Origin of the sequence: Proteus sp. NMG38-2, from assembly GCF_020640995.1 — a bacterium.
Classification (GTDB): Bacteria; Pseudomonadota; Gammaproteobacteria; order Enterobacterales; family Enterobacteriaceae; genus Proteus.
On record NZ_CP085481.1, the window covers coordinates 760151 to 781246 of the forward strand.

A 21096-nucleotide genomic window follows, 5' to 3' on the forward strand; every position below is an offset into this window, starting at 1 on the left:
TCAAACTCCTACCTTAGCGTCATATTGTTTACCAACAGCGGCTGCCATTAGCATTTCTTGTGTGACATTGTGAGCTGAAAACTCACCGCTAATACGACCTTCATGCATCACCAAAATACGGTCACTCATTCCCATTACCTCAGGCATTTCAGAAGAAATTAATATGATGCTTAATCCTTCTTGTTTAAATTTATTAATTAGCTGATAAATTTCTTTTTTAGCACCAACGTCTACACCACGAGTGGGTTCATCAAGAATAAGCACTTTAGGGCGAGTCATCAGGCCTCTTGCGATAGCCACTTTTTGTTGATTTCCCCCTGATAAAAAGCCAATTGTTTGATCCATTGAAGGGGTTTTTATATTGAATAATTTAATAAAATCACCGACAGTGAGTTGCTCTTCTTTATGATTGAGTACTCCCATGCCACGGCTAAAATAACGAAGTGCGGTCAGTGACATATTTTCTTTCACTGACATACCTAGCACTAAGCCATCTCGTTTTCTGTCTTCAGAGATATAAACAATGCCGTGTTCCAATCCTTCAACCGGTTTTTTGATTTGGCAGGGTTTGCCATCTAGCTCTACGGTGCCATTGGTTTTGGGTAATGCGCCGTAGATAATTTTCATTAATTCTGTACGACCAGCACCCATTAAACCTGAAATACCGAGAATTTCACTTTCATGTAATGAGAAACTGACATCGTGAACATCTTCACCACTGAGGTTAATGACATTGAGTTTGGTTTTGCCTTGGGGGATGTTGATACGAGGATATTGGTCTTCTAACTTACGGCCAACCATCATTTCAATGAGCGTATCTTCTTGTAATGTGCTAACGGGTTTTTCACCAATAAATTGACCATCTCGAAGTACGGTCACGTCATCGCAAATCTCAAAGATCTCTTTTAAGCGATGTGAGATATAAACAATGCCACAACCTTGATCTCTTAGTTCTCGAATAACACTAAATAGCGATTCCGTTTCGGTGTCAGTTAATGCATCCGTTGGCTCATCCATAATAATCACTTTGGAACCAAAACTAAGTACCTTGGCAATTTCTACCATTTGCTGATCACCAATCGATAATTCAGACACTAAACGGTGACTACTGTATGCAAGGTTTAATCGGGCTAATAACTTATCAGCCTCTGCATACATTTTCTTCCAGTCAATGGCGCCAAAAGCACGCGTAAACTCACGACCTAGGAAGATATTTTCTGCAATGGTTAATTCAGGAATAAGGTTAAGCTCTTGGTGAATAATGCCTATTCCTGCTTCTTGGGAAGATTTGGGGCCATTAAAAGCACAACTTTCACCTTGATAAATTACCTCGCCAGCATCTTTTTTATAAATGCCAGTAAGTACTTTCATCAGCGTTGATTTGCCAGCACCATTTTCACCCACTAAGGCCATCACTCGACCGGGATAAATGCGCAATGTAGCGCCTGATAGTGCTTTTACACCCGGGAATGACTTATCAATATCTTTAAGTTCGAGTAAAGGTTTCATATTGTCCTCAGAAAGTCACACCAGAAAACAACACAATATTGGCATAAGGTGTACATTCACCTGTTCTAATAACAGCCTTATTTTCAGTAAGTTGTCTTTTGAATGCTTCATGTGAAACATACATTATTTGAATGGGTTTCTTCTGTTCTTTCTCTAATAAATAGAGGTAAGAGACTATCTCATTAAAAAGGAGGGGATTAATGGTCTTAATTTCTTCCGCCAGCATCACTGCTTCAACTTGCATTTCATGAGTGATTGTTTGCAATACTGACATAAAGTCAGGAATACCCTGTGTTAGAGCGAGATCAATACGTTCAACAGAAGAGGGAATGGGTAATCCGGCATCTGCAATAGTGATTTTGTCAGTGTGTCCTAAACGTGAAATTACGCTAGAAATAGGACTATTTAGTAATACGCCTTTTTTCATATTTCCTCCTCAGCGAAACGTTTCGCTGCTTATATAGTAGAAAAGAAAAGGGGGAAAACAAGTTTGATTTATTCAGATTGTGAGCATGATCGAAACGTTTCGTTGACAAGCAAAAAGAAAGAAAAATCTAACTGATTGAATAAATTAATGCTGAATGGATTCAATAGGAGAATGTTTTATTTGCAGTGATTTTCATAAAATATGAGTTATAGACGACATATTACATAGAGGAGTTTGAGTAATAATAGTACTAGGTTTAATTTATTATTAAGTTTTCCTTATGCAAGGGGGCTGTATGGGATGGATAATTGGTATTATTATTTTTTTTGCTTTGGTGTCCGCTATTTTTAAACCTAGCCATTGTGATGTTTGTAACCTTAGTTTTAAAAGGAAATATTACACATGGACTATCGATGGTAAAAAACAACACTTATGCCCAAATTGTAATTCAAAAATGAATAAAAGAATTAGTAATCAAAGATTTAATAGTCGTTTTGGTAAGTGATTAGCATAGAAAAATGCCCGTTTAAAACGGGCATTTAAGACGTTATTTAGCTTGATAATCCGTAATAGATTTCTCAATACCAACAGCATCAAGTCCTAAGTCTGCTCGGATCTCTTCTTGTCCACCTTGTGGTACAAACAAATCAGGAATGCCTAGATTTAAAACAGGTACTAAGCAACGCTCTTGCATGAGTAATTCATTAACACCACTGCCCGCGCCACCCATAATGGCATTTTCTTCTAGTGTTACCAACATATCATGCTGTTCAGCCAGAGAAAGGATAAGTGATTTATCAAGAGGCTTGATAAAACGCATATCGGCTACCGTTGCATCAAGTTTTTCAGCGACTTCTAACGCTTCTGGTAGTAATGTACCAAAGTTTAGAATAGCAATACCTTTGCCTTGACGACGAATAATACCTTTACCCATAGGCAGTGGATCAAGTGGTTGCAATTGCGCACCAATACTAGAGCCTCTTGGATAGCGTACAGCAACAGGGCCATCTTGATAGTGATAACCGGTGTGAAGCATTTGGCGACACTCATTTTCGTCACTTGGCGCCATAATGACCATATTAGGAATACAGCGTAAGAATGAGAGATCAAAAGCACCTTGGTGAGTTTGACCATCTGCTCCCACAATACCACCACGATCAATAGCAAATAAAACAGGCAGTTTTTGAATGGCAATATCGTGGATCACTTGGTCATAAGCGCGTTGTAAGAATGTTGAGTAAATAGCAACAATCGGCTTATAGCCACCAATGGCTAAACCTGCTGCAAAGGTAACGGCGTGTTGTTCTGCGATAGCAACATCAAAGTATTGTGATGGGTATTCTTTTGAGAAGCGCACCATACCCGAGCCTTCACGCATAGCTGGAGTAATTGCCATCAATTTTGGATCGGTTGAGGCTTCTTCACATAGCCAGTCACCAAAAATTTTGGAAAAGGTAGGTCGTGCATTAGGGCTTTTAGGTAATGTACCTGCTTGTGGATCAAATTTAGGTACAGCGTGCCAGCTAATCGGATCACGTTCAGCAGGGGCATATCCACGACCTTTTTTGGTCATAATATGCAGAAGTTGAGGACCTTTTAGATCACGCATATTAGCGAGAGTCTGTACTAACGCAATAACATCATGACCATCAACAGGACCAATATAGTTAAATCCTAACTCTTCAAACATGGTGCCAGGAACGACCATGCCTTTGATATGTTCTTCGGTCTTTTTCAGTAATTCTTTAATTGGTGGAATACCAGAAAAGACTTTTTTTCCACCTTCACGCAAAGTGGTATACAGTTTGCCAGATAACAATTGTGCAAGATGATTATTCAACGCACCAACGTTTTCTGAAATCGACATCTCGTTATCATTAAGAACAACGAGCATATCTGGTTCAATATCACCTGCGTGGTTCATTGCTTCAAAAGCCATACCCGCAGTAATTGCACCATCACCAATGACACAAACTGTTTTTCTATTCAGTTTTTCTTGTTCAGCGGCAACAGCCATACCTAAACCTGCACTGATAGAGGTTGAAGAGTGACCGACACAAAGTTTGTCGTATTCGCTCTCTTCACGCCAAGGGAAGGGATGTAATCCATTTTTTTGGCGAATTGTATCAATACGGTCACGGCGACCTGTTAAGATTTTATGGGGATAGGCTTGATGCCCCACATCCCATATAAGGTTGTCAAAAGGGGTTTTATAGACGTAATGGAGAGCAACCGTTAACTCAATAGCACCTAAACCTGAGGCGAAGTGACCACTTGAGCGGCTGACACTGTTAAGAAGAAATAGCCTTAGCTCATCACAGAGTTTAGGTAAACTCTCTTTTGGTAATAGGCGCAAATCTTCTGGTGTTTCAACCAACGCCAATGTGGGATATTTTTCGATATCAATGCTCATGTGATGCCTATTAATTAATCACTTGTAATAGGGAAAGAACAGGTAAGCTGCTCTCTTTATTTTTTATTAGTTTTTCCGTTCGACGATAAAACTCGCTAATTGTTTAAGCGTGGTCGTATCGTACTCGTATTGCTCAAGAAACGCTAAGGCATCCAGTGCTTCGTTATACAATTCCTGTGCTTTCTTTTGAGCTTGTTCTAATCCAAGGAGTGCAGGATATGTACTTTTTCCTGACTCTTGGTCACTACCTTGGCGTTTTCCAGTTTCTTCGGTACTTCCGATGACATCTAAAATGTCATCTTGCACTTGAAAGGCAAGGCCAATGGAGTGAGCATATTTATCTAATGCAGGTAATACATCATGGCCTTTAGAGCCTGCACTATATGCACCTAAACGAACAGCTGCACGAATTAATGCACCTGTTTTGTGTAAATGGATTTTTTCAAGAGAGGCGAGATCAATGGATTTATCTTCTGCTTCCAGATCAAGTGCTTGACCACCACACATACCTGAAAGACCACTCGCTGTGGCTAATTCAGCAATCATTGCAACGCGATCAGCCATAGAAACATCAGGCATTGGATTTTTTGCTAAGATCTCAAAAGCCAGAGTTTGTAGTGCATCACCTGCTAAAATAGCGTTGGCTTCACCGAATTCGATATGACATGTTGGTTTACCGCGACGCAGATCATCATCATCCATTGCAGGTAAATCGTCATGAATAAGGGAGTAAGCATGAATACATTCCACAGCAGCTGCCGGAGCATCAAGGTTTAGCGCAGGGACTTTAAACATTTCACCAACAGCATAAACAAGGAAAGGGCGTAAGCGTTTTCCACCTAAAAGGGCGCCATAATGCATGGCTTTACCTAGTGGCATGTCAGTAAATGGTAAGGCGGATAGCGCTTGGTTTAATGCATCATCAACACGCTGGTGGGCGGAATCTAATTTATGACGGAACGCATCCGTACTTGAAGTTGCGTTACTCAATTATTCTGCCTCTTGGATAAAATCATCAGGAGTTGCATTATCATCTTCTTTAAGAAGAATACGAACACGCTGTTCTGCGTCTTGTAATGTTTTTTGTCCAACACGGGCTAGACGAACGCCATGTTCAAACTCATTAAGCGCTTCTTCTAAAGGGAGTTCACCGGATTCTAAGCGGTTTACGATTTGCTCAAGTTCTTGCATGGATGCTTCAAAACTTGGTGCTTTTGCGATGTCTTCGTTAATTGATGTCGTTTTCTTAGCCATAATATTTTTGATAATAAAGCATGTTAGCGCTGAATAATAGCGATCATCTTACTACAAGTGAGATGAAAATTTCTTATTCAGTCGATGATTTTTGCGGGTGAGCCCTAAATATTGGTGATATACTTTGTGACTTTTATAAACTCCAGTCAATTTACATCACTGTAGTTTATGTTTCTACTTAATAACCTATGACCATTGACTATGAAGTTTATTATTAAATTATTCCCTGAAATTACGATCAAAAGCCAATCCGTTCGTATACGTTTTATCAAGATCCTCACTAGCAATATTCGTAATGTACTTAATACATTAGGCGATGAAATCACAGTTGTCCGTAATTGGGATAACATTGTGGTGGTGAGTAAAGACGAAAGTAAAAGCGAAGCTGTATGTGATGCTTTAACACGTATTCCTGGTATTCATCACTTTTTACAAGTCGAAGAACATCCTTATACCGACTTACATAATATCTTTGAGCAAACTTTTGCAGCATTTAAGCATTTAGTTGAAAACAAAACATTCTGTGTTCGTGCAAAACGTCGTGGTAAACACAGTTTTACTTCTAATGAAGTTGAGCGTTATGTAGGTGGTGGTTTTAACCAACACGTTGAAAGCGCAAAAGTGAAGTTAACGCGTCCTGATGTCACCATTAATTTAGAAATTGAAGACGATAAACTTATTTTAGTCAATGCGCGCTATGAAGGTATTGGTGGTTTTCCAATTGGTACACAAGAAGATGTCTTATCACTGATCTCTGGTGGCTATGACTCAGGTGTATCAAGCTATATGTTAATGCGTCGAGGTAGCCGAGTTCACTATTGTTTCTTTAACTTAGGTGGCTCTGCACACGAAATTGGTGTTAAACAAGTTGCGCATTATTTATGGAATCGTTTTGGTCGTTCTCATAAAGTGCATTTCGTTGCAGTTGACTTTGAACCTGTTGTCGCAGAAATTTTAGAAAAGGTCGATGACGGGCAAATGGGTGTTGTGCTAAAACGTATGATGGTACGCGCAGCATCAAGAGTGGCAGAGCGTTATGGTGTTCAAGCAATTGTTACTGGTGAAGCATTAGGGCAGGTTTCTAGCCAGACCTTAACTAATTTGCGTTTAATTGATAATGCGACAGATACGTTAATTTTACGTCCTCTTATCACTCATGATAAAGAGAACATTATCAATATTGCTCGTCAAATTGGCACAGAAGATTTTGCTCGCACAATGCCAGAATTCTGTGGTGTCATTTCAAAAAGCCCAACAGTGAAAGCCGTAAAAGCGAAGATTGAAGCGGAAGAAGAGAAGTTTGATTTTTCGATTCTTGATAGCGTTGTTGAAAACGCCAAGAATATGGATATTCGTCGTATTGCAGAAGAAACCGTACAGCGAGTGACTGAAGTTGAAATGGTATCTGAATTTGGTACTAACGACGTTATTCTGGATATTCGCTCACCTGAAGAGCAAGAAACATCACCATTAAAAATGGATGGCATTGATGTTAAAGAATTACCATTCTATAAACTCAGCACACAGTTTGGTGATTTAGATAAAGCAAAAACCTATTTACTGTATTGTGATCGCGGAATGATGAGCCGTTTACAAGCACTGTATTTACGTGAACAAGGTTTTGAGAACGTTAAAGTATATCGTAAAAAATAATATATAACGTTTATATTGTTGATAAAAAAGCCACTATAAAGTGGTTTTTTTTAATTATACTGACCCGTCCTAAATAAGGTTGACACTTTTCCAATCTGAAATTGGAGAATGTAATGAAACCAATCACTAAACGGACTCAACGCGATTATTCTCTCGCTTTTAAATTACAGCTTGTTGACCAAGTTGAAAAAGGCGAAATAACCTATAAACAAGCCCAAGATCACTATGGTATACAAGGATGCTCTACTGTTTTAGTTTGGCTTCGTAAGCATGGTAGGTTAGATTGGTCAAACGGTACCCCTGATACTTTTTATAGAGGTTCAGCTATGACCCAATCTTCTAAACAACAAACGCCGGAACAACGCATTAAGATCCTTGAAAAGGAACTTGAAGAAGCTCGGCTTAAATCCGATTTTTTCGAAGCTGTGGTTAAAGTCATGGATAGAGACTTTGGAGTTCGTTTGTCAAAAAAGCGCAAAGCCGAGTTATTAAAGAAAAAACGGTTAAAAACCTCACCGTAACAATTGCTTGCCGTTTTATGCAGATCAGCCGACAGGCTTATTACAAGAGGCTGGATAGAACTGAGGAACGAAAGAAAGCAGATTCGGCCATTATTGATGTTGTTAAATCTGAACGAGTCTTACAACCTCGACTGGGTGGGCGTAAATTACATTTTATTTTAAAGCAAAAACAGATGGTTATTGGTCGTGATCGGCTATTTTCTTTATTGAAAGAACATCAGTTACTGGTGCCTAATAAACGGGCTTATCATCGAACAACCTTAAGCCATCATCGTTTTCATCGGCATCCTAATTTAATTAAGTCAGGGTTTATCCCCACACAACCAGAACAGCTTTGGGTGGCAGATATTACCTATTTATCGACGCATGAAGGTGATACTTATTTAAGTTTAATTACGGATGCGTATTCACGAAAAATCGTGGGATATCATTTAGATAACAATATGAAAACAAGTTCAGTGAAGAAATCGTTGGTTCAGGCGTTAAAAAAACGGACTTCGACAACTTCGTTAATCCATCATTCAGATCGAGGGATACAGTATTGTTCTTCGGAATATCAGGAGATACATAAAGAGCATAATATTCAATGTTCTATGACTGATGGGTATGATTGTTATCAAAATGCCTTAGCAGAACGAATTAATGGAATATTAAAAATGGAGTATCTACTGATAAAACCGAGTAATCTGGAACAAGCAAGAAAATTAGTAGAAGAATCAATTCAACTCTATAATGAAAAACGGCCACACTTATCGTTAAACTATAAAACGCCCGATGAAGTACATCGAGCGTTTTATGCCTGAAAAGTTGTCAACCTATATCAGGACTAGTCATACAACTTTTATGTTGGGGAATGTCGCTACTATTCTCCAGATGATTACTTTGCTCTTAAGCTAGAAATATTATCTATACTAAGGAATATATTTTAATCTTAAAAAGAGATCAAATTCAAAGACTACTTAAAAGACAGATTGCAGTAGAACATGTTAACCCTGATCTGTTTAATTCTATAGTTGCTGTATTTAATGTTGTTCCTGTTGAGAGTAAGTCATCAATTAAAATAACATTATAATGATTTAATCTATTAATATCGAAATCTGGGTTTGTTTTCCAAGGGGAAAAGTAGTGTCTAATTTTGTTTGGAATTTTTTTCATTGTAAAAATAGTATTAGGTGGTAACTTTTGTAATTCAGAGAATGTTCTTTTTATTGGTTTTATATGAAGTTCTTTTTTATTTACTTCTTTATTAAAATAATTATTAATTACTTCTTTCACAGCACATTTAATAAATACATCATTGTAAAAATTCGATCTGAAATGGTGAGAGATCCTTCTTGCTAAGCAGTATGGTACTGCTATAGATGACAGCATGACGATAAATATAATATTTTGATCTATTATTTTAGATCTTATTTTATTCAAAATAGCTAAGAAGGAAGGTTTGAGTTTATATAGCTCATCTTTTGTTATTTTATAGTTATAGATACCTTTTAAGGAATATATTAAAGGGTTACCATCTCTATCACTATCACCAAATTTAGTTCGTTGATAAATATTGAATATAGTTAACTTGTTTCATTTCTCATAGTACTAACATGTTGAAAATAGCTTAAATATAAAGAATATCTGAAATAAAAATAGAACCGCTTTAATAATATTATATATTTGCGGTTCTAACTATCTATTTACCTATCCCCAAAGCCTGTAAATTCATCTTGGTAATTATAAATACCGGGTGGCAATACGAGTTGTTTGGCAACATCAGCAGCGACTTCTTTGCCTTTTAAGCGCTCGATAATTTTTAGTGCAAAATCGATAGATGTTGCAGGTGCTTGGCTAGTAATTAAATTCACTCTTTCATCAAAATAGACTCGATAATCAACCCATTTTTTCGGTGATATTTTATCTTTTAATGCAGGAAAACCCGTCATATTGCCAATGGGGAAAATATTGTGAGATTCAAGAATAATGGCAGGTGCTGCACAGATGGCTGCGACAAGTTTATTTTCACTGTGCATACGGCGGACTTTCTCAACCACTAAAGGGCTGTCTCTTAAGGTTTCAGTACCTTGTAATCCACCAGGGAGAATAATAACGTCATAGTGATGATCAACAACACGAACTAGAGGCGCATCGGCGACAAGTTTAATACCACGAGAACATGTGATAACAAGATCATCAACATCATCTTCTGCACTAGCAAGAACAACATGAATACCGGCCCTAACTAATAAATCTGCCGTGGTCACGACTTCGGTTTCTTCACTTCCATTAGCTAGGCAGATGATCGCTGATATGGTCATAATTGCCTTCCTGTTGTTTGATAAATTGAAAAAGGTGGTTATTTTCTGGTAAAACAAGGCCTTGTGCTGACGCTCGACGCAATAAATAACCAGTAATATAGTCAATCTCTGTGTGGCGTTGATATTTCACATCTTGATACATAGATGAATAATTATTTGCTGTTTGTTCTATGGTATCAATAATGTAGCCATGCAGATGTGTTTTAGATGTAGGGACAACACCTTCACGCTCCATCACTTGATAAACTTCATCACAAATTTTGTGAATATGCTCAGGGTAGCGCAATAAATCCCCATTACGACATTGATAATAAACAGTTAATGGATTAATAACACAATTTACAGCTAATTTTAGCCAACTAATGGTATGAATATCATTGTGCCAAGCAACATCAGGTAATGCATGATGCAGTATTTCTGCTAAATGACTATATTGCTGAGCAATACCATTTAATGGGCCAATATGTGTTATACCTGTAGCTGTATGAATAACGTTCTGGCCTTGTTGATAAGCGCCGTGAGTAATAATGCCTTGCAAAATTGGTCTAGTGATAGAGTGTTGTGTTGCTGTTAATTCATCAGCAGTTCCCATACCATTATGAATTAATAAGATAGGACATTGTGCAGATAAATAAGGTAGAAGTGCATTTACAGCATCTGAGACTTGCCACGATTTTAAGCAAACAATAAGTAATTCGCTTTGTTTTAACCATTCAAGCTGATTCGCGATAATGCGCTGATAAAAAGGCTCACCATTAATATTATCGACACTCACATCTAAAAAAGGTTGTGGCACTCTTAGCCAGCCTTGTACTTCATGAGTTTGAAGTGTTAATGCGGCGATCCAAAGTTTACCTATTGAACCACATCCTAAAACGGTAATTTTCATTGTGCCTCTTCTTTTGAAAATCGTAATAGAGTAAGGCGGTGACTTGCTGTTACTAGACTATCTTTCTGAAATTATAACATTGATTGTGCTTCTCTGTTTAAAGTATGTTTGCTCTTTACTATCAGTATGAATTTGAGTGTTAAAGCCGTTATTGAATGTGCAATGCTTTTTTGCAACCTTAAAAGAAGCTATTATTTGGGTTGTATTTATTTATTGAGGAAGAAAGAATGCCATCTTTTGATATCGTATCTGAAGTTGACTTACATGAAGTGCGTAATGCGGTTGAAAACGCACAACGTGAACTGACTACTCGTTGGGATTTTCGTAATGTCGAAGCCAGTTTTGAATTAAACGAAAAAGCAGAGTCAGTGAAAACGACCAGCGTATCTGAATTTCAGGTTCAGCAATTATTAGATATTCTGCGTGAGAAAATGGCAAAAAGAGGGATCGATGGTGCAGTATTAAATATCCCTGAAGAAATGACTCACAGCGGAAAAATGTACAGTGTGGAAGCAACCTTGAAACAAGGGATTGATACTGCATTAGCGAAGAAAATTGTTAAGCTAATTAAAGACAGTAAATTAAAAGTACAAGCTCAAATTCAAGGCGAACAAGTTCGTGTTACAGGTAAATCCCGTGATGACTTACAAGCTGTAATGAAATTAGTCCGAGAAGGTGAGCTAGGACAGCCATTCCAATTTAATAACTTCCGTGACTAACAATTTATTCATTTAGTCATAAAAAATGCGCTGAATAAACAGCGCATTTTTGTTTTCATTAGGCAAATTGATTGTGAGTTAAATAGAAGGGATTAAAGACTCTAATATTGCTCTCGATGTTTGTTTGGTGTCCACTTTGATATAGGCGCTTTGCTCATCAGCAATAATCACAACTTCATTAACACCTGGTTGTTGTTTAAATATTTGTTGTAGTTTTTGTTGCTGATCTAAAGACAGATTAGATGGTAATTCAATACGTAAACTACTCACATAAGCGGGTTGACGTAAAGTTAAGCTAATCAAAAACCAAATAATGCCAATCACTAAACAGCCCAGAAATACGATTTGTGCATCATAATGCTGATAAAGCCATCCACCTAAAATACCGCCTAATGCCACACCTAAAAATTGGCTAGTGGAATAAATTCCCATTGCAGTACCTTTATAGCCAGCAGGTGCTTCTTTACTAATTAATGAAGGTAGTAGTGCTTCCATAATATTAAAGCCAATAAAAAAGACCTGAATGCCAGCAATAATCAGCCATAAACTAGAGCCAGAGCTTATTAAAATAATTTGAGCGATAATCAGTAAAAAGATACAGAATAAGAAAACCTGTTTCATTTTACGTTTTTTTTCTGCGTAGATAATAAAGGGTAATACGGTAATAAAGGCGATAAGCATGGTGACAAGATAAACAATCCAGTGCTTTTCTTTTGCTAAACCTGCGCTACTCATAACCAGAGGAAGTGCAACAAATGCCGCCATTAATAAAGTATGTAGTGAAAAAATACCCGTATTCAACTTAAGAAGTTGTGCATCAAATAAGACTTTTTTTACACTGCCACGGACAAAACCAGATTCTCGATTAAGAATATGATGTTCACTATTGGGAACGGTAAAAAGCGTAATAATAATTCCACCAAAGGCAAGTAGGGCGATCCCCCAAAAGAGCCCATGTAAACCAAAAATATGTGTTAAGACTGGCCCCAAAACGAGGGCTAAAGCAAAGGTTATCCCAAAGCTAATACCAATAAAGGCCATTGCTTTTGTTCTATTTTGCTCTCGAGTTAGATCGGAGAGTAAAGCCATAACTGCGGCAGATATAGCTCCAGCACCTTGTAGTGCTCGACCAATAATAATGCCGTAAATATTGTCACTAAGAGCTGCAATAAGGCTCCCGACAATAAAAATTATTAGGCCGAAAACAATCATAGGTTTTCGACCAAACTTATCAGAGAAAATACCAAAAGGAATTTGGAATACCGCTTGTGTTAATCCATAAATACCGATGGCTAATCCAATGAGAGATTCTGTTGCATGTTGTAGTTGAAGCCCATAAGTGGTTAAAACAGGGAGTACCATAAACATGCCAAGCATGCGAAGAGAAAAAACAGTGCCTAGTCCCCATGTTGCTTTGCGCTCTAATGGGGTCATTTTATTATCATTCATGGATTACCTCGTATTACTGATACCCCATTGTAATGGCATTTTATAACGAGGTTAATCAATAAATGGGATACAAAAAAGTCAAAACTGTACTGATATCTTCTTTAGTCGCAAAACAGGATAAAAAAAGACCAGTCAGGAGACTGACTGGTCTTTTGGTTACTTTAGTAAATACATTATCTTAAATAAGCAAAGACAGTTTCTGTTGAGCTTGTTGGATCAACCGACATCATTACACTTAATGAAGTGATTGCCACAATAGAGAAAATAAATAATTTTCGTGCCCACACTTTATCATTGGTTGCTTTATAACCGGATAAAGCCATGCCCAACCACCAAATACTGACGGCAGAAGCAACTATTAGATATTTATAGCCCGCATATCCAACTAACGTCAGCATTAAGGTTGCAATCATAAATGCCAGAATATAAAGAATGATATGGCGTTTAGCGACTGAGATCCCTTTAATAACGGGTAATACCGGAATATTAGCAGCTTGGTAGTCTTTAAAACGGAAAATAGCAATGGCATAAGAGTGAGGCATCTGCCATAAACTAAAGATAAGTAATAGGATTGCCGCGCCCGCATCAAATTCACCGCTAACGGCACAATAACCGATAACAGGAGGGGCTGAGCCAGATAAACTTCCAATCAGTGTGCCATAAACAGATTTACGCTTCATATAGAGGCTATAAACCCCAACATAAATAATAAAACCAAATACAGCGATAAACATTGCAAGCGGGTTGGCTGCTACATAGAGCAGCACAACACCTGCAATACCTAATACTGAGGCATAAATCAGGCTAATTCGAGGGTCAATTAATCCTTTAACTAATGGGCGATTCTTCGTTCTTTCCATGATACGGTCAATATCACGGTCAATATAGTTGTTAAAAACACAACCAGAAGCAACGACCAGAGACACCCCAAGTAGAGTCGCGACAAATAGGGAGTAGTCAATCTCACCTTTGGAGGCGAGAAGGAAACCACCTATTACAGAAATTAAATTTCCGAAAATAATTCCTGGTTTGGTGACTTGTAGGTATTGCTTAATCATAGCGACAACTCTTAATCCATCATCATATTGATGTTCAGGTTGTACATAATCCACAACGAGCCTACGACAACAATGCCGATAATAAGCAGTGTGAACAGGAATGCAACGACGTTCCAGCGCTCTTCTGATGACGTATTCATATGTAAGAAGCAGACTAAATGAACAACAATCTGCACAACTGCCATACCGACAACAGTCCATAGAATAGTTGCTGGTGTCGCGGTTCCTTCCATCACCATCCAAAATGGAATAACGGTGAGGATAACAGACAGAATAAAGCCAATCAGGTAAGACTTCATGCTGCCGTGGCTTGCGCCTGAAGGAGAAGTATTTGGATGACTCATTACATCGCTCCCATCAGATAAACTACGGTGAACACACAAATCCAGACAACGTCAAGGAAGTGCCAGAACAGACTTAAACAGCTTAAGCGAGTACGGTTAACTTCGGTTAAACCACGGCGTGATACTTGGATCATTAGGATCACAATCCAAATTAAACCCGCTGTTACGTGAAGACCGTGCGTTGACACTAAAGCAAAGAATGCAGATAAGAATGCACTGCGATCTGGGCCATAACCTTCTGCGATTAGCTCATGGAATTCGTAAACTTCCATGATGACGAAACCTAAGCCGAATAAGAAAGTAACAAATAACCACAGATTAACTTGGCTAACGCTACCTTTATTCATGCTCAGCATAGCGAAACCAAAAGTGATACTACTAAATAGTAATAAGAAGGTTTCAACTAAAACAAAAGGTAAGCTAAAGATTTCTTTACCAGAAGGACCATCAGCAATCCCGTTAACAAGCACCGCATAAGTGGCGAATAAGCTGGCAAACAGGATAAGGTCGCTCATTAGGTAGATCCAGAAGCCGAAAACTTTCGTCGCTCCTGCATCGTGGTGCCCATGATGCTCATGGGCGTTTGTGTTATTTACAGTTTGAGTAGACATTATTTCACACCTGCTTTTTTCAGTTCTTCATAATGCTTATTCTCGAGAGCTTCAATTTCAGGTACTTGGACATAGTAATCCACATCTGTATCAAAGCTTTTCACGATCCAAGTGACAATCATGCCAGCGAAACCAACGATAGCTAACCACCAGATATGCCAGATCATGGCAAAACCAAGGACTAAACTGAATGCTGAAATAATCACACCAGCGCCTGTATTTTTAGGCATGTGGATTGGTTCGTATTTGGTTGGGCGCTGATAAGCAGTGCCTTTTTCTTTCTGATCCCACCACTCATCACGAGTTTGAACATTCGGTTCAACAGCGAAGTTGTAGAAAGGTGCAGGTGAAGAAATTGACCACTCGAGAGTACGTCCGCCCCATGGATCGCCTGTTAAATCACGATTTTGGTCACGGTCGCGAATACTCACGTAAATTTGGATAACTTGGCAAGCAATACCGATAGCAATCAGTGCAGCACCGCCCGCGGCAACTAGCAGCATTGGGTTAAACTCTGGATTGATATTTTGGCTTAAACGACGAGTCATACCCATAAAGCCAAGAATATACAGTGGCATAAAGGCCATAAAGAAGCCGATAAACCAGAACCAGAATGCACGAATACCCCATTTTTCATTCAGTGTGAAACCGAATGCTTTAGGGAACCAGTAAGTCATACCTGCGAAACAGCCAAATACCACACCACCGATAATAACGTTATGGAAGTGAGCAATTAAGAATAAGCTGTTATGTAAAACAAAGTTAGCACCCGGAACTGCCAGCAGAACCCCGGTCATTCCCCCTACAGAGAAAGTGATCAGGAAACCGATAGTCCATAGCATTGGGCTTTTGTACTCGATACGGCCTTGATACATCGTAAACAGCCAGTTAAAGATCTTAACCCCTGTCGGTATGGCGATGATCATGGTGGCGATACCAAAGAAGGCGTTTACGTTAGCCCCTGAACCCATAGTAAAGAAGTGGTGTAACCAAACGATAAATGACAATACGGTAATAACAACAGTTGCACCAACTAATGAGGTGTAACCAAATAACCGTTTTTTAGAGAATGTTGCGGTGACTTCCGAGAACACACCAAATACAGGCAAAACAAGGATATAAACTTCTGGATGACCCCAAGCCCATACGAGGTTGATGTACATCATCATGTTACCGCCCATATCATTGGTAAAGAAATGCGTACCAAGATAGCGGTCTAATGTTAACAATGTAATCGTAACGGTTAAAATTGGGAATGCAGCGATAATCAGGACGTTAGTACATAAAGCAGCCCAAGAGAATACTGGCATTTTCATCATACTCATACCCGGCGCACGCATACGCAGGATAGTCGCAAAGAAGTTAACCCCCGTTAGAAGCGTACCAATACCGGATATCTGTAAACTCCATATCCAATAATCGACCCCGACTCCTGGGTTGTATTCCAAGCCAGAAAGTGGCGGGTAAGCTAACCAACCTGTTTGTGCGAATTCACCAATACCTAAAGAAAGGTTGATAAGTATCACACCAACGACGAAGAACCAGAAGCTCAGCGAGTTTAGGAAAGGGAAGGCCACATCACGAGCGCCAATTTGTAAAGGCACAACGAGGTTCATCAGACCCACAACGAAAGGAGTTGCCATGAAGAAAATCATGATAACGCCGTGTGCGGTAAAAATCTGATCATAGTGATGAGGAGGTAAGAAGCCCGCTTCACCTGCTGATGCTAGCGCCTGTTGGCTTCTCATCATAATGGCATCGGCAAAGCCACGGAACATCATGACCATTGCAACGATGATATACATAATACCAATTTTTTTATGGTCAACACTGGTTAACCATTCGCTCCATAACCATTTCCATTTACGAAAATAAGTTAGTGCGCCAACAACAGCAAGTCCGCCCAGAACGATACCGAGTAAAGTTACTACGATAATAGGTTCATGTAACGGGATTGCATCAAGAGTTAATTTTCCGAACATGCCTTTATTCCTCTGCTCCTGCATGCGCCGCATGGCTCATGTTCATATTCATTGTTGCATCAGCATGTGCTGTCTGATTGCCACTGGTGTGAGCGCCATGACCTGTGTGACCAAATTTAGAAATGGTCTCTTGGAATAACATTGGCTTCACGCTTGAATAGTAGGTCACTGGATTTTTTTGGCTTGGTTTAGCAAGTTCATTAAATGCAGCGGTCGTATTTAACGTATCTGACGATTGTTTGACTTTTTCAACCCATGCGTCGAAACCGGCGCGATCAGGTGTCGCAATCGCTGTAAATTTCATATCAGAAAAACCGTGTCCACTATAACTTGCTGACATCCCAGGATATTCACCAGGTTCATTAGCAATTAAGTGCAGCTTAGTTTGCATTCCAGCCATCGCATAGATTTGTCCACCTAAACGAGGGATAAAGAATGAGTTCATGACTGAGTCAGACGTGATTTTGAAATTAACAGGCACATTAGCAGGGAAAGCCAATTCATTGACTGTCGCAATACCTTGCTCTGGATAGATAAATAACCATTTCCAATCCATTGAAACAACTTCAATGGTGACCGGTTTTTCTGAGGACTCTAAGGGTTTGTAAGGATCAAGCTCATGGGTTGTTTTCCATGTGATGCTTGCCAAAATCACAATAATGATAATTGGCACCGTCCAAACAACGAGTTCAATTTTATTTGAGTGAGCCCAGTTTGGGCGGTAGGTGGCTTTTGTATTGGATTCGCGGTAGCGATAAGCGAAAACAATCACCATCAGTATTACCGGTATCACAACAATTAACATTAAACCAAGTGCAATAAGGATTAATGTTTTTTGCTCAGCGCCGATAGCGCCTTTGGGATCCATTAACGCCATGTCACAGCCACTTAATAAGAGAGCGGCGGCTAATAGCGAGAGTGTCCCAATACTTTTTATGTATTTCATAAGTCTCATCCAACGACCTAAATGACAAAGGTTCTATTGTTGTTTCATCAGTATCAGTAAGGACATTTTACGGTAAGGTTGCGACAGTGTAAACAATTGTAATGGTAAGTGGGTGATTGGTTGTTCTTTTGTGTTAATGTGATCACAAGTAATTAAAGTATTAAATAATTGTTAATTTAATTGTTGGATATTAACGATAATTTCATAAAGTACCATATTTCTAAAATAAATACATATTTTTACAAATAAAAATGCAATAAAAAATGTAAGAAAACGTATTTTGATTAAAAAAGTGACAGCAGGGAGGTCAGAGGAGAATTTATGAGCTAAATTCTTTTTATTCTGATGTTTAATATCTTAATTTACCTTCTATGTGATTTTTAATGTTGATAATAGATCATTTGTTGAATATTTATATTCAATGAGAATTTTTTCATTAAAACAAGAAAAAAGGATTACAGCGGATAAAAATCGATCCGCTGTAATAAAAATTAACAATTTGCTATCAGAAGTTATATTTCAAGCTATATACAATGCCATCTTGCAGAAAACTCTCTCCTAGCTTTTTATAAGCATAACGATATTGAATTCCTGTGGTGATAGATGTTGTTGGATGCCACCAAATGGCTAAAGCGCCATTAATGCCATTTTTACCTCCATTGCCATAACGCTTGTGTCGTTGAAATTCCATTTCATGCCAGTTTGTTAGGCTAAATTTTTGATTTTTTATATTAAAATCATATCCAGCAACCCAACCAGCGACATAACCGTTGTTACCTGAATATTTAGATTGATCGACATAATGAAGGGCAATAAAAGGTTTAAACCATAAATTAGCAATTTGTGTGTTATAGCCAAAGCCATAAAGTGTATTTACTTCATGGAAGTTACCACCATATTTTTTACCGGGGAGAGACCATGTACCATAAACATGTCCATATAAATTAAAGTTACTTTCGCCTAAATAAATACGAGCAGTACTTTTAATGGTATAGCGTTGATTATCTCCCGGATGAGTTTCTCTTTTATTAAAAGGATTCTCTAAATCGAAAAAGCCATAAAACTCCCCCCATGAAAAATTAGCTCCACCTTCAAGTTCTAAATAGGCAAAGTCATCTTTATGGGAAGTTTTGCCTGTTTTGTGTGTTGTATGTGTTGTCCAATCCAAGTAGTTAATACTTGTGCTTGCAAATCCCCCTAAATAAGTTGCTTGAGAAGATAAAGAGAATGTAGTTGCGATGACAAACAAAAATGGTTTTTTGATCATAAATTATCTCGATGTTTTATGGCCGATTATAGTTGCGGTGAATGTTCAGTTTTTCTTTTTTATTGGAATAATAAACTATAAAAATCCATTTTGTAGGAATTTGAGCTTTAAATAAGATCTATTTCTAGAATTTTGATATTAGTTTAAAAAATAGGAAATTTTGTATTTTTTTATTTGTTTTTTCGAGTTAATAGTAAAAATAAAAAAGAAATTTTTGATAAGAAGAGGAAATTTAAGGAGATAATGGTAGAAAATGGCACTTAGATGAAAAAGTAATATAAACAGTGCAAAAATACCTCACGACACAAGAATAAAGGGATAGTATCATTAGCCCATATTTGATTTTACTTTACTTGGAATTTTCATTGTGACCTCATTTGCTGAACTTAACGCCCTTCCTGCAGAACAACTCGCTAACCTTAATGAACTGGGTTATTTAACTATGACTCCTGTTCAAGAAGCCGCTTTACCCGCTATTCTTGCAGGAAAAGACGTCCGTGCTCAGGCAAAAACAGGTAGTGGTAAAACGGCTGCTTTTGGTTTGGGGGTATTACAACATATTGATGCAAAACAATTTAATACCCAATCATTAATTTTATGCCCAACAAGAGAGCTTGCCGATCAAGTTGCAAATGAATTACGTCGCCTTGCTCGTTATTTGCCTAATATTAAAGTATTAACTCTATGTGGCGGAGTTCCCTTTAGTATTCAACGTGATTCATTAATTCACGCTGCACATATTATTGTGGCAACACCAGGTAGATTACTTGATCATCTGAAAAAAGAGACTGTCAATTTAGATGATATAAAAACGTTAGTGCTTGATGAAGCTGACAGAATGCTGGATATGGGATTTTTTGATGATATCAATGATATTATTTCTCGTATGCCAACGATTCGCCAAACTCTGCTTTTTTCCGCAACATGGCCAAATGAAATCGCTGCAATCAGTCGTAAAATACAGCAAAACCCTATCACTATTGAAATAAATTCAGTTGATGAGCTCCCAGCTGTTGAACAGCAATTTTATGAAATATCTCGTCATGGCAAGATCGGATTGTTGCAAAAATTGTTAAGTCGTGAACAACCAGCTTCCTGCGTGGTGTTCTGCAATACAAAAAGAGATTGCCAAGATGTGTATGAAACACTGACAGAAAGCAATCAAAGTGTGCTTGCTTTACATGGTGATATGGAACAAAGGGAACGTGACCAAACTTTAATTCGTTTTTCTAATGGGAGTTGTCGTGTGTTAGTTGCAACGGATGTTGCGGCTCGTGGACTTGATATTAAAGCGTTAGAAATGGTGATTAACTACGAATTATCGTGGGATCCTGAAGTGCATGTTCACCGAATTGGTCGAACAGCTAGAGCGGGTGAAAGTGGGTTGGCTATTAGCTTTTGCGCACCAGAAGAAATTCAGCGTGCTAATGCTTTAGAAGAAATGCTTCATATGAAGATAAATTGGTTACCTGTTCCTACAGGTCTACAAATTGCGCCACTTGAAGCAACGATGGCAACATTATGTATCGATGGTGGTAAAAAAGCCAAGATGCGCCCAGGCGATATTTTAGGCGCATTAACTGGAGATATGGGTCTTAATGGTGCTGATATTGGCAAAATTATGATTAATCAGACACATGCTTATGTTGCAGTAAAACAATCAATTGCTAAGCAAGCTTGGAAACAGTTACAACAAGGTAAAATTAAAGGTAAATCGGTCAAAGTCAGACTATTTAGATAATTTAAATAAT

At 38.2% G+C, this 21096-nt stretch carries 19 protein-coding genes; 4 read left to right on the plus strand and 15 right to left on the minus strand.

Annotated elements, in window-relative coordinates:
• The 5 genes from rbsA to xseB form a co-directional block, all read right to left on the minus strand.
• The gene (rbsA, locus tag LG402_RS03575; RefSeq protein ID WP_166539480.1) at positions 1 to 1509 is read right to left on the minus strand and encodes a ribose ABC transporter ATP-binding protein RbsA; all 1509 of its coding nucleotides are present in this window, start codon (positions 1507 to 1509) and stop codon (positions 1 to 3) included.
• A gap of 7 nt (positions 1510 to 1516) precedes the next feature.
• Positions 1517 to 1936, minus strand: a complete 420-nt coding sequence (gene rbsD, locus LG402_RS03580; protein WP_227336441.1) for a D-ribose pyranase — start codon at positions 1934 to 1936, stop codon at positions 1517 to 1519.
• A 547-nt stretch (positions 1937 to 2483) separates the two neighbouring features.
• Entirely contained in the window at positions 2484 to 4349 is a 1866-nt protein-coding gene (gene dxs / locus LG402_RS03585) for a 1-deoxy-D-xylulose-5-phosphate synthase (RefSeq protein WP_109407997.1), read from the minus strand.
• A gap of 66 nt (positions 4350 to 4415) precedes the next feature.
• Positions 4416 to 5339, minus strand: a complete 924-nt coding sequence (gene ispA / locus LG402_RS03590) for a (2E,6E)-farnesyl diphosphate synthase (RefSeq protein ID WP_166539482.1) — start codon at positions 5337 to 5339, stop codon at positions 4416 to 4418.
• Positions 5340 to 5603, minus strand: a complete 264-nt coding sequence (xseB, locus tag LG402_RS03595; RefSeq protein WP_196553543.1) for an exodeoxyribonuclease VII small subunit — start codon at positions 5601 to 5603, stop codon at positions 5340 to 5342.
• Positions 5604 to 5804: 201 nt separating this feature from the next.
• Between xseB and thiI the strand changes: the two genes are divergently transcribed.
• The gene (gene thiI / locus LG402_RS03600; protein ID WP_227336442.1) at positions 5805 to 7256 is read left to right on the plus strand and encodes a tRNA uracil 4-sulfurtransferase ThiI; all 1452 of its coding nucleotides are present in this window, start codon (positions 5805 to 5807) and stop codon (positions 7254 to 7256) included.
• A gap of 113 nt (positions 7257 to 7369) precedes the next feature.
• Positions 7370 to 8580 (plus strand): IS3 family transposase gene (locus LG402_RS03605; RefSeq protein ID WP_227335837.1). Its coding sequence is split into 2 segments (ribosomal slippage): positions 7370 to 7712 and positions 7712 to 8580, totalling 1212 coding nucleotides; the frame shifts between segments, so codons are not numbered across the junction.
• Positions 8581 to 8725: 145 nt separating this feature from the next.
• Here LG402_RS03605 and LG402_RS03610 read toward each other — a convergent pair.
• The 3 genes from LG402_RS03610 to panE all read right to left on the minus strand — a co-directional run bounded on the left by LG402_RS03610 (position 8726) and on the right by panE (position 10969).
• Positions 8726 to 9052, minus strand: a complete 327-nt coding sequence (locus tag LG402_RS03610; RefSeq protein ID WP_227336443.1) for a phosphoribosyltransferase — start codon at positions 9050 to 9052, stop codon at positions 8726 to 8728.
• Between the two features lie 410 nt (positions 9053 to 9462).
• Positions 9463 to 10080 (minus strand): protein deglycase YajL, encoded by a 618-nt coding sequence (gene yajL, locus LG402_RS03615; RefSeq protein ID WP_109407991.1) that lies wholly within the window; start codon positions 10078 to 10080, stop codon positions 9463 to 9465.
• A complete protein-coding gene (gene panE, locus LG402_RS03620; protein WP_166539485.1) occupies positions 10049 to 10969 on the minus strand; it encodes a 2-dehydropantoate 2-reductase in 921 nt (306 codons plus the stop codon). Before panE ends, yajL begins: the two co-directional genes overlap by 32 nt.
• Positions 10970 to 11196: 227 nt before the next feature.
• On the opposite strand from panE, the gene LG402_RS03625 reads away from it, so the two are divergent.
• Entirely contained in the window at positions 11197 to 11688 is a 492-nt protein-coding gene (locus tag LG402_RS03625; RefSeq protein ID WP_072063676.1) for a YajQ family cyclic di-GMP-binding protein, read from the plus strand.
• A 78-nt stretch (positions 11689 to 11766) separates the two neighbouring features.
• Here LG402_RS03625 and LG402_RS03630 read toward each other — a convergent pair whose 3' ends face one another.
• From LG402_RS03630 to LG402_RS03660, 7 genes are all read right to left on the minus strand, one after another.
• Positions 11767 to 13137, minus strand: a complete 1371-nt coding sequence (locus tag LG402_RS03630; protein ID WP_227336444.1) for an MFS transporter — start codon at positions 13135 to 13137, stop codon at positions 11767 to 11769.
• A 173-nt stretch (positions 13138 to 13310) separates the two neighbouring features.
• Complete coding sequence (gene cyoE / locus LG402_RS03635; protein ID WP_109408087.1) at positions 13311 to 14195, minus strand: heme o synthase; 885 nt, start codon at positions 14193 to 14195, stop codon at positions 13311 to 13313.
• A gap of 11 nt (positions 14196 to 14206) precedes the next feature.
• Positions 14207 to 14539 (minus strand): cytochrome o ubiquinol oxidase subunit IV, encoded by a 333-nt coding sequence (locus LG402_RS03640; RefSeq protein ID WP_006535101.1) that lies wholly within the window; start codon positions 14537 to 14539, stop codon positions 14207 to 14209.
• A complete protein-coding gene (locus LG402_RS03645) occupies positions 14539 to 15150 on the minus strand; it encodes a cytochrome o ubiquinol oxidase subunit III (protein WP_072069390.1) in 612 nt (203 codons plus the stop codon). Before LG402_RS03645 ends, LG402_RS03640 begins: the two co-directional genes overlap by 1 nt.
• Positions 15150 to 17132, minus strand: a complete 1983-nt coding sequence (gene cyoB / locus LG402_RS03650; protein ID WP_166539487.1) for a cytochrome o ubiquinol oxidase subunit I — start codon at positions 17130 to 17132, stop codon at positions 15150 to 15152. The genes LG402_RS03645 and cyoB overlap by 1 nt, the downstream gene beginning before the upstream one ends.
• Before the next feature lie 4 nt (positions 17133 to 17136).
• The gene (gene cyoA, locus LG402_RS03655; protein WP_227336445.1) at positions 17137 to 18087 is read right to left on the minus strand and encodes a cytochrome o ubiquinol oxidase subunit II; all 951 of its coding nucleotides are present in this window, start codon (positions 18085 to 18087) and stop codon (positions 17137 to 17139) included.
• Between the two features lie 496 nt (positions 18088 to 18583).
• Complete coding sequence (locus LG402_RS03660) at positions 18584 to 19345, minus strand: outer membrane protein OmpK (RefSeq protein WP_227336446.1); 762 nt, start codon at positions 19343 to 19345, stop codon at positions 18584 to 18586.
• Positions 19346 to 19712: 367 nt separating this feature from the next.
• On the opposite strand from LG402_RS03660, the gene dbpA reads away from it, so the two are divergent.
• Positions 19713 to 21086 carry an ATP-dependent RNA helicase DbpA gene (gene dbpA / locus LG402_RS03665; protein ID WP_166539489.1) on the plus strand — a complete coding sequence of 458 codons (1374 nt, stop codon included), beginning with the start codon at positions 19713 to 19715 and terminating at the stop codon, positions 21084 to 21086.
• Positions 21087 to 21096 lie beyond the last annotated feature (10 nt).

Excerpts from the sequence above, each read along its gene's own strand:
- panE (WP_166539485.1), bottom strand. The coding sequence starts at position 10,969 with ATGAAAATTACCGTTTTAGGATGTGGTTCAATAGGTAAACTTTGGATC.
- LG402_RS03640 (WP_006535101.1), bottom strand. The coding sequence starts at position 14,539 with ATGAGTCATCCAAATACTTCTCCTTCAGGCGCAAGCCACGGCAGCATG.
- thiI (WP_227336442.1), top strand. The coding sequence starts at position 5,805 with ATGAAGTTTATTATTAAATTATTCCCTGAAATTACGATCAAAAGCCAA.
- cyoB (WP_166539487.1), bottom strand. The coding sequence starts at position 17,132 with ATGTTCGGAAAATTAACTCTTGATGCAATCCCGTTACATGAACCTATT.
- rbsD (WP_227336441.1), bottom strand. The coding sequence starts at position 1,936 with ATGAAAAAAGGCGTATTACTAAATAGTCCTATTTCTAGCGTAATTTCA.
- yajL (WP_109407991.1), bottom strand. The coding sequence starts at position 10,080 with ATGACCATATCAGCGATCATCTGCCTAGCTAATGGAAGTGAAGAAACC.
- xseB (WP_196553543.1), bottom strand. The coding sequence starts at position 5,603 with ATGGCTAAGAAAACGACATCAATTAACGAAGACATCGCAAAAGCACCA.
- dxs (WP_109407997.1), bottom strand. The coding sequence starts at position 4,349 with ATGAGCATTGATATCGAAAAATATCCCACATTGGCGTTGGTTGAAACA.
- rbsA (WP_166539480.1), bottom strand. The coding sequence starts at position 1,509 with ATGAAACCTTTACTCGAACTTAAAGATATTGATAAGTCATTCCCGGGT.
- LG402_RS03645 (WP_072069390.1), bottom strand. The coding sequence starts at position 15,150 with ATGTCTACTCAAACTGTAAATAACACAAACGCCCATGAGCATCATGGG.
- cyoA (WP_227336445.1), bottom strand. The coding sequence starts at position 18,087 with ATGAGACTTATGAAATACATAAAAAGTATTGGGACACTCTCGCTATTA.
- cyoE (WP_109408087.1), bottom strand. The coding sequence starts at position 14,195 with ATGATTAAGCAATACCTACAAGTCACCAAACCAGGAATTATTTTCGGA.
- LG402_RS03630 (WP_227336444.1), bottom strand. The coding sequence starts at position 13,137 with ATGAATGATAATAAAATGACCCCATTAGAGCGCAAAGCAACATGGGGA.
- LG402_RS03625 (WP_072063676.1), top strand. The coding sequence starts at position 11,197 with ATGCCATCTTTTGATATCGTATCTGAAGTTGACTTACATGAAGTGCGT.
- LG402_RS03660 (WP_227336446.1), bottom strand. The coding sequence starts at position 19,345 with ATGATCAAAAAACCATTTTTGTTTGTCATCGCAACTACATTCTCTTTA.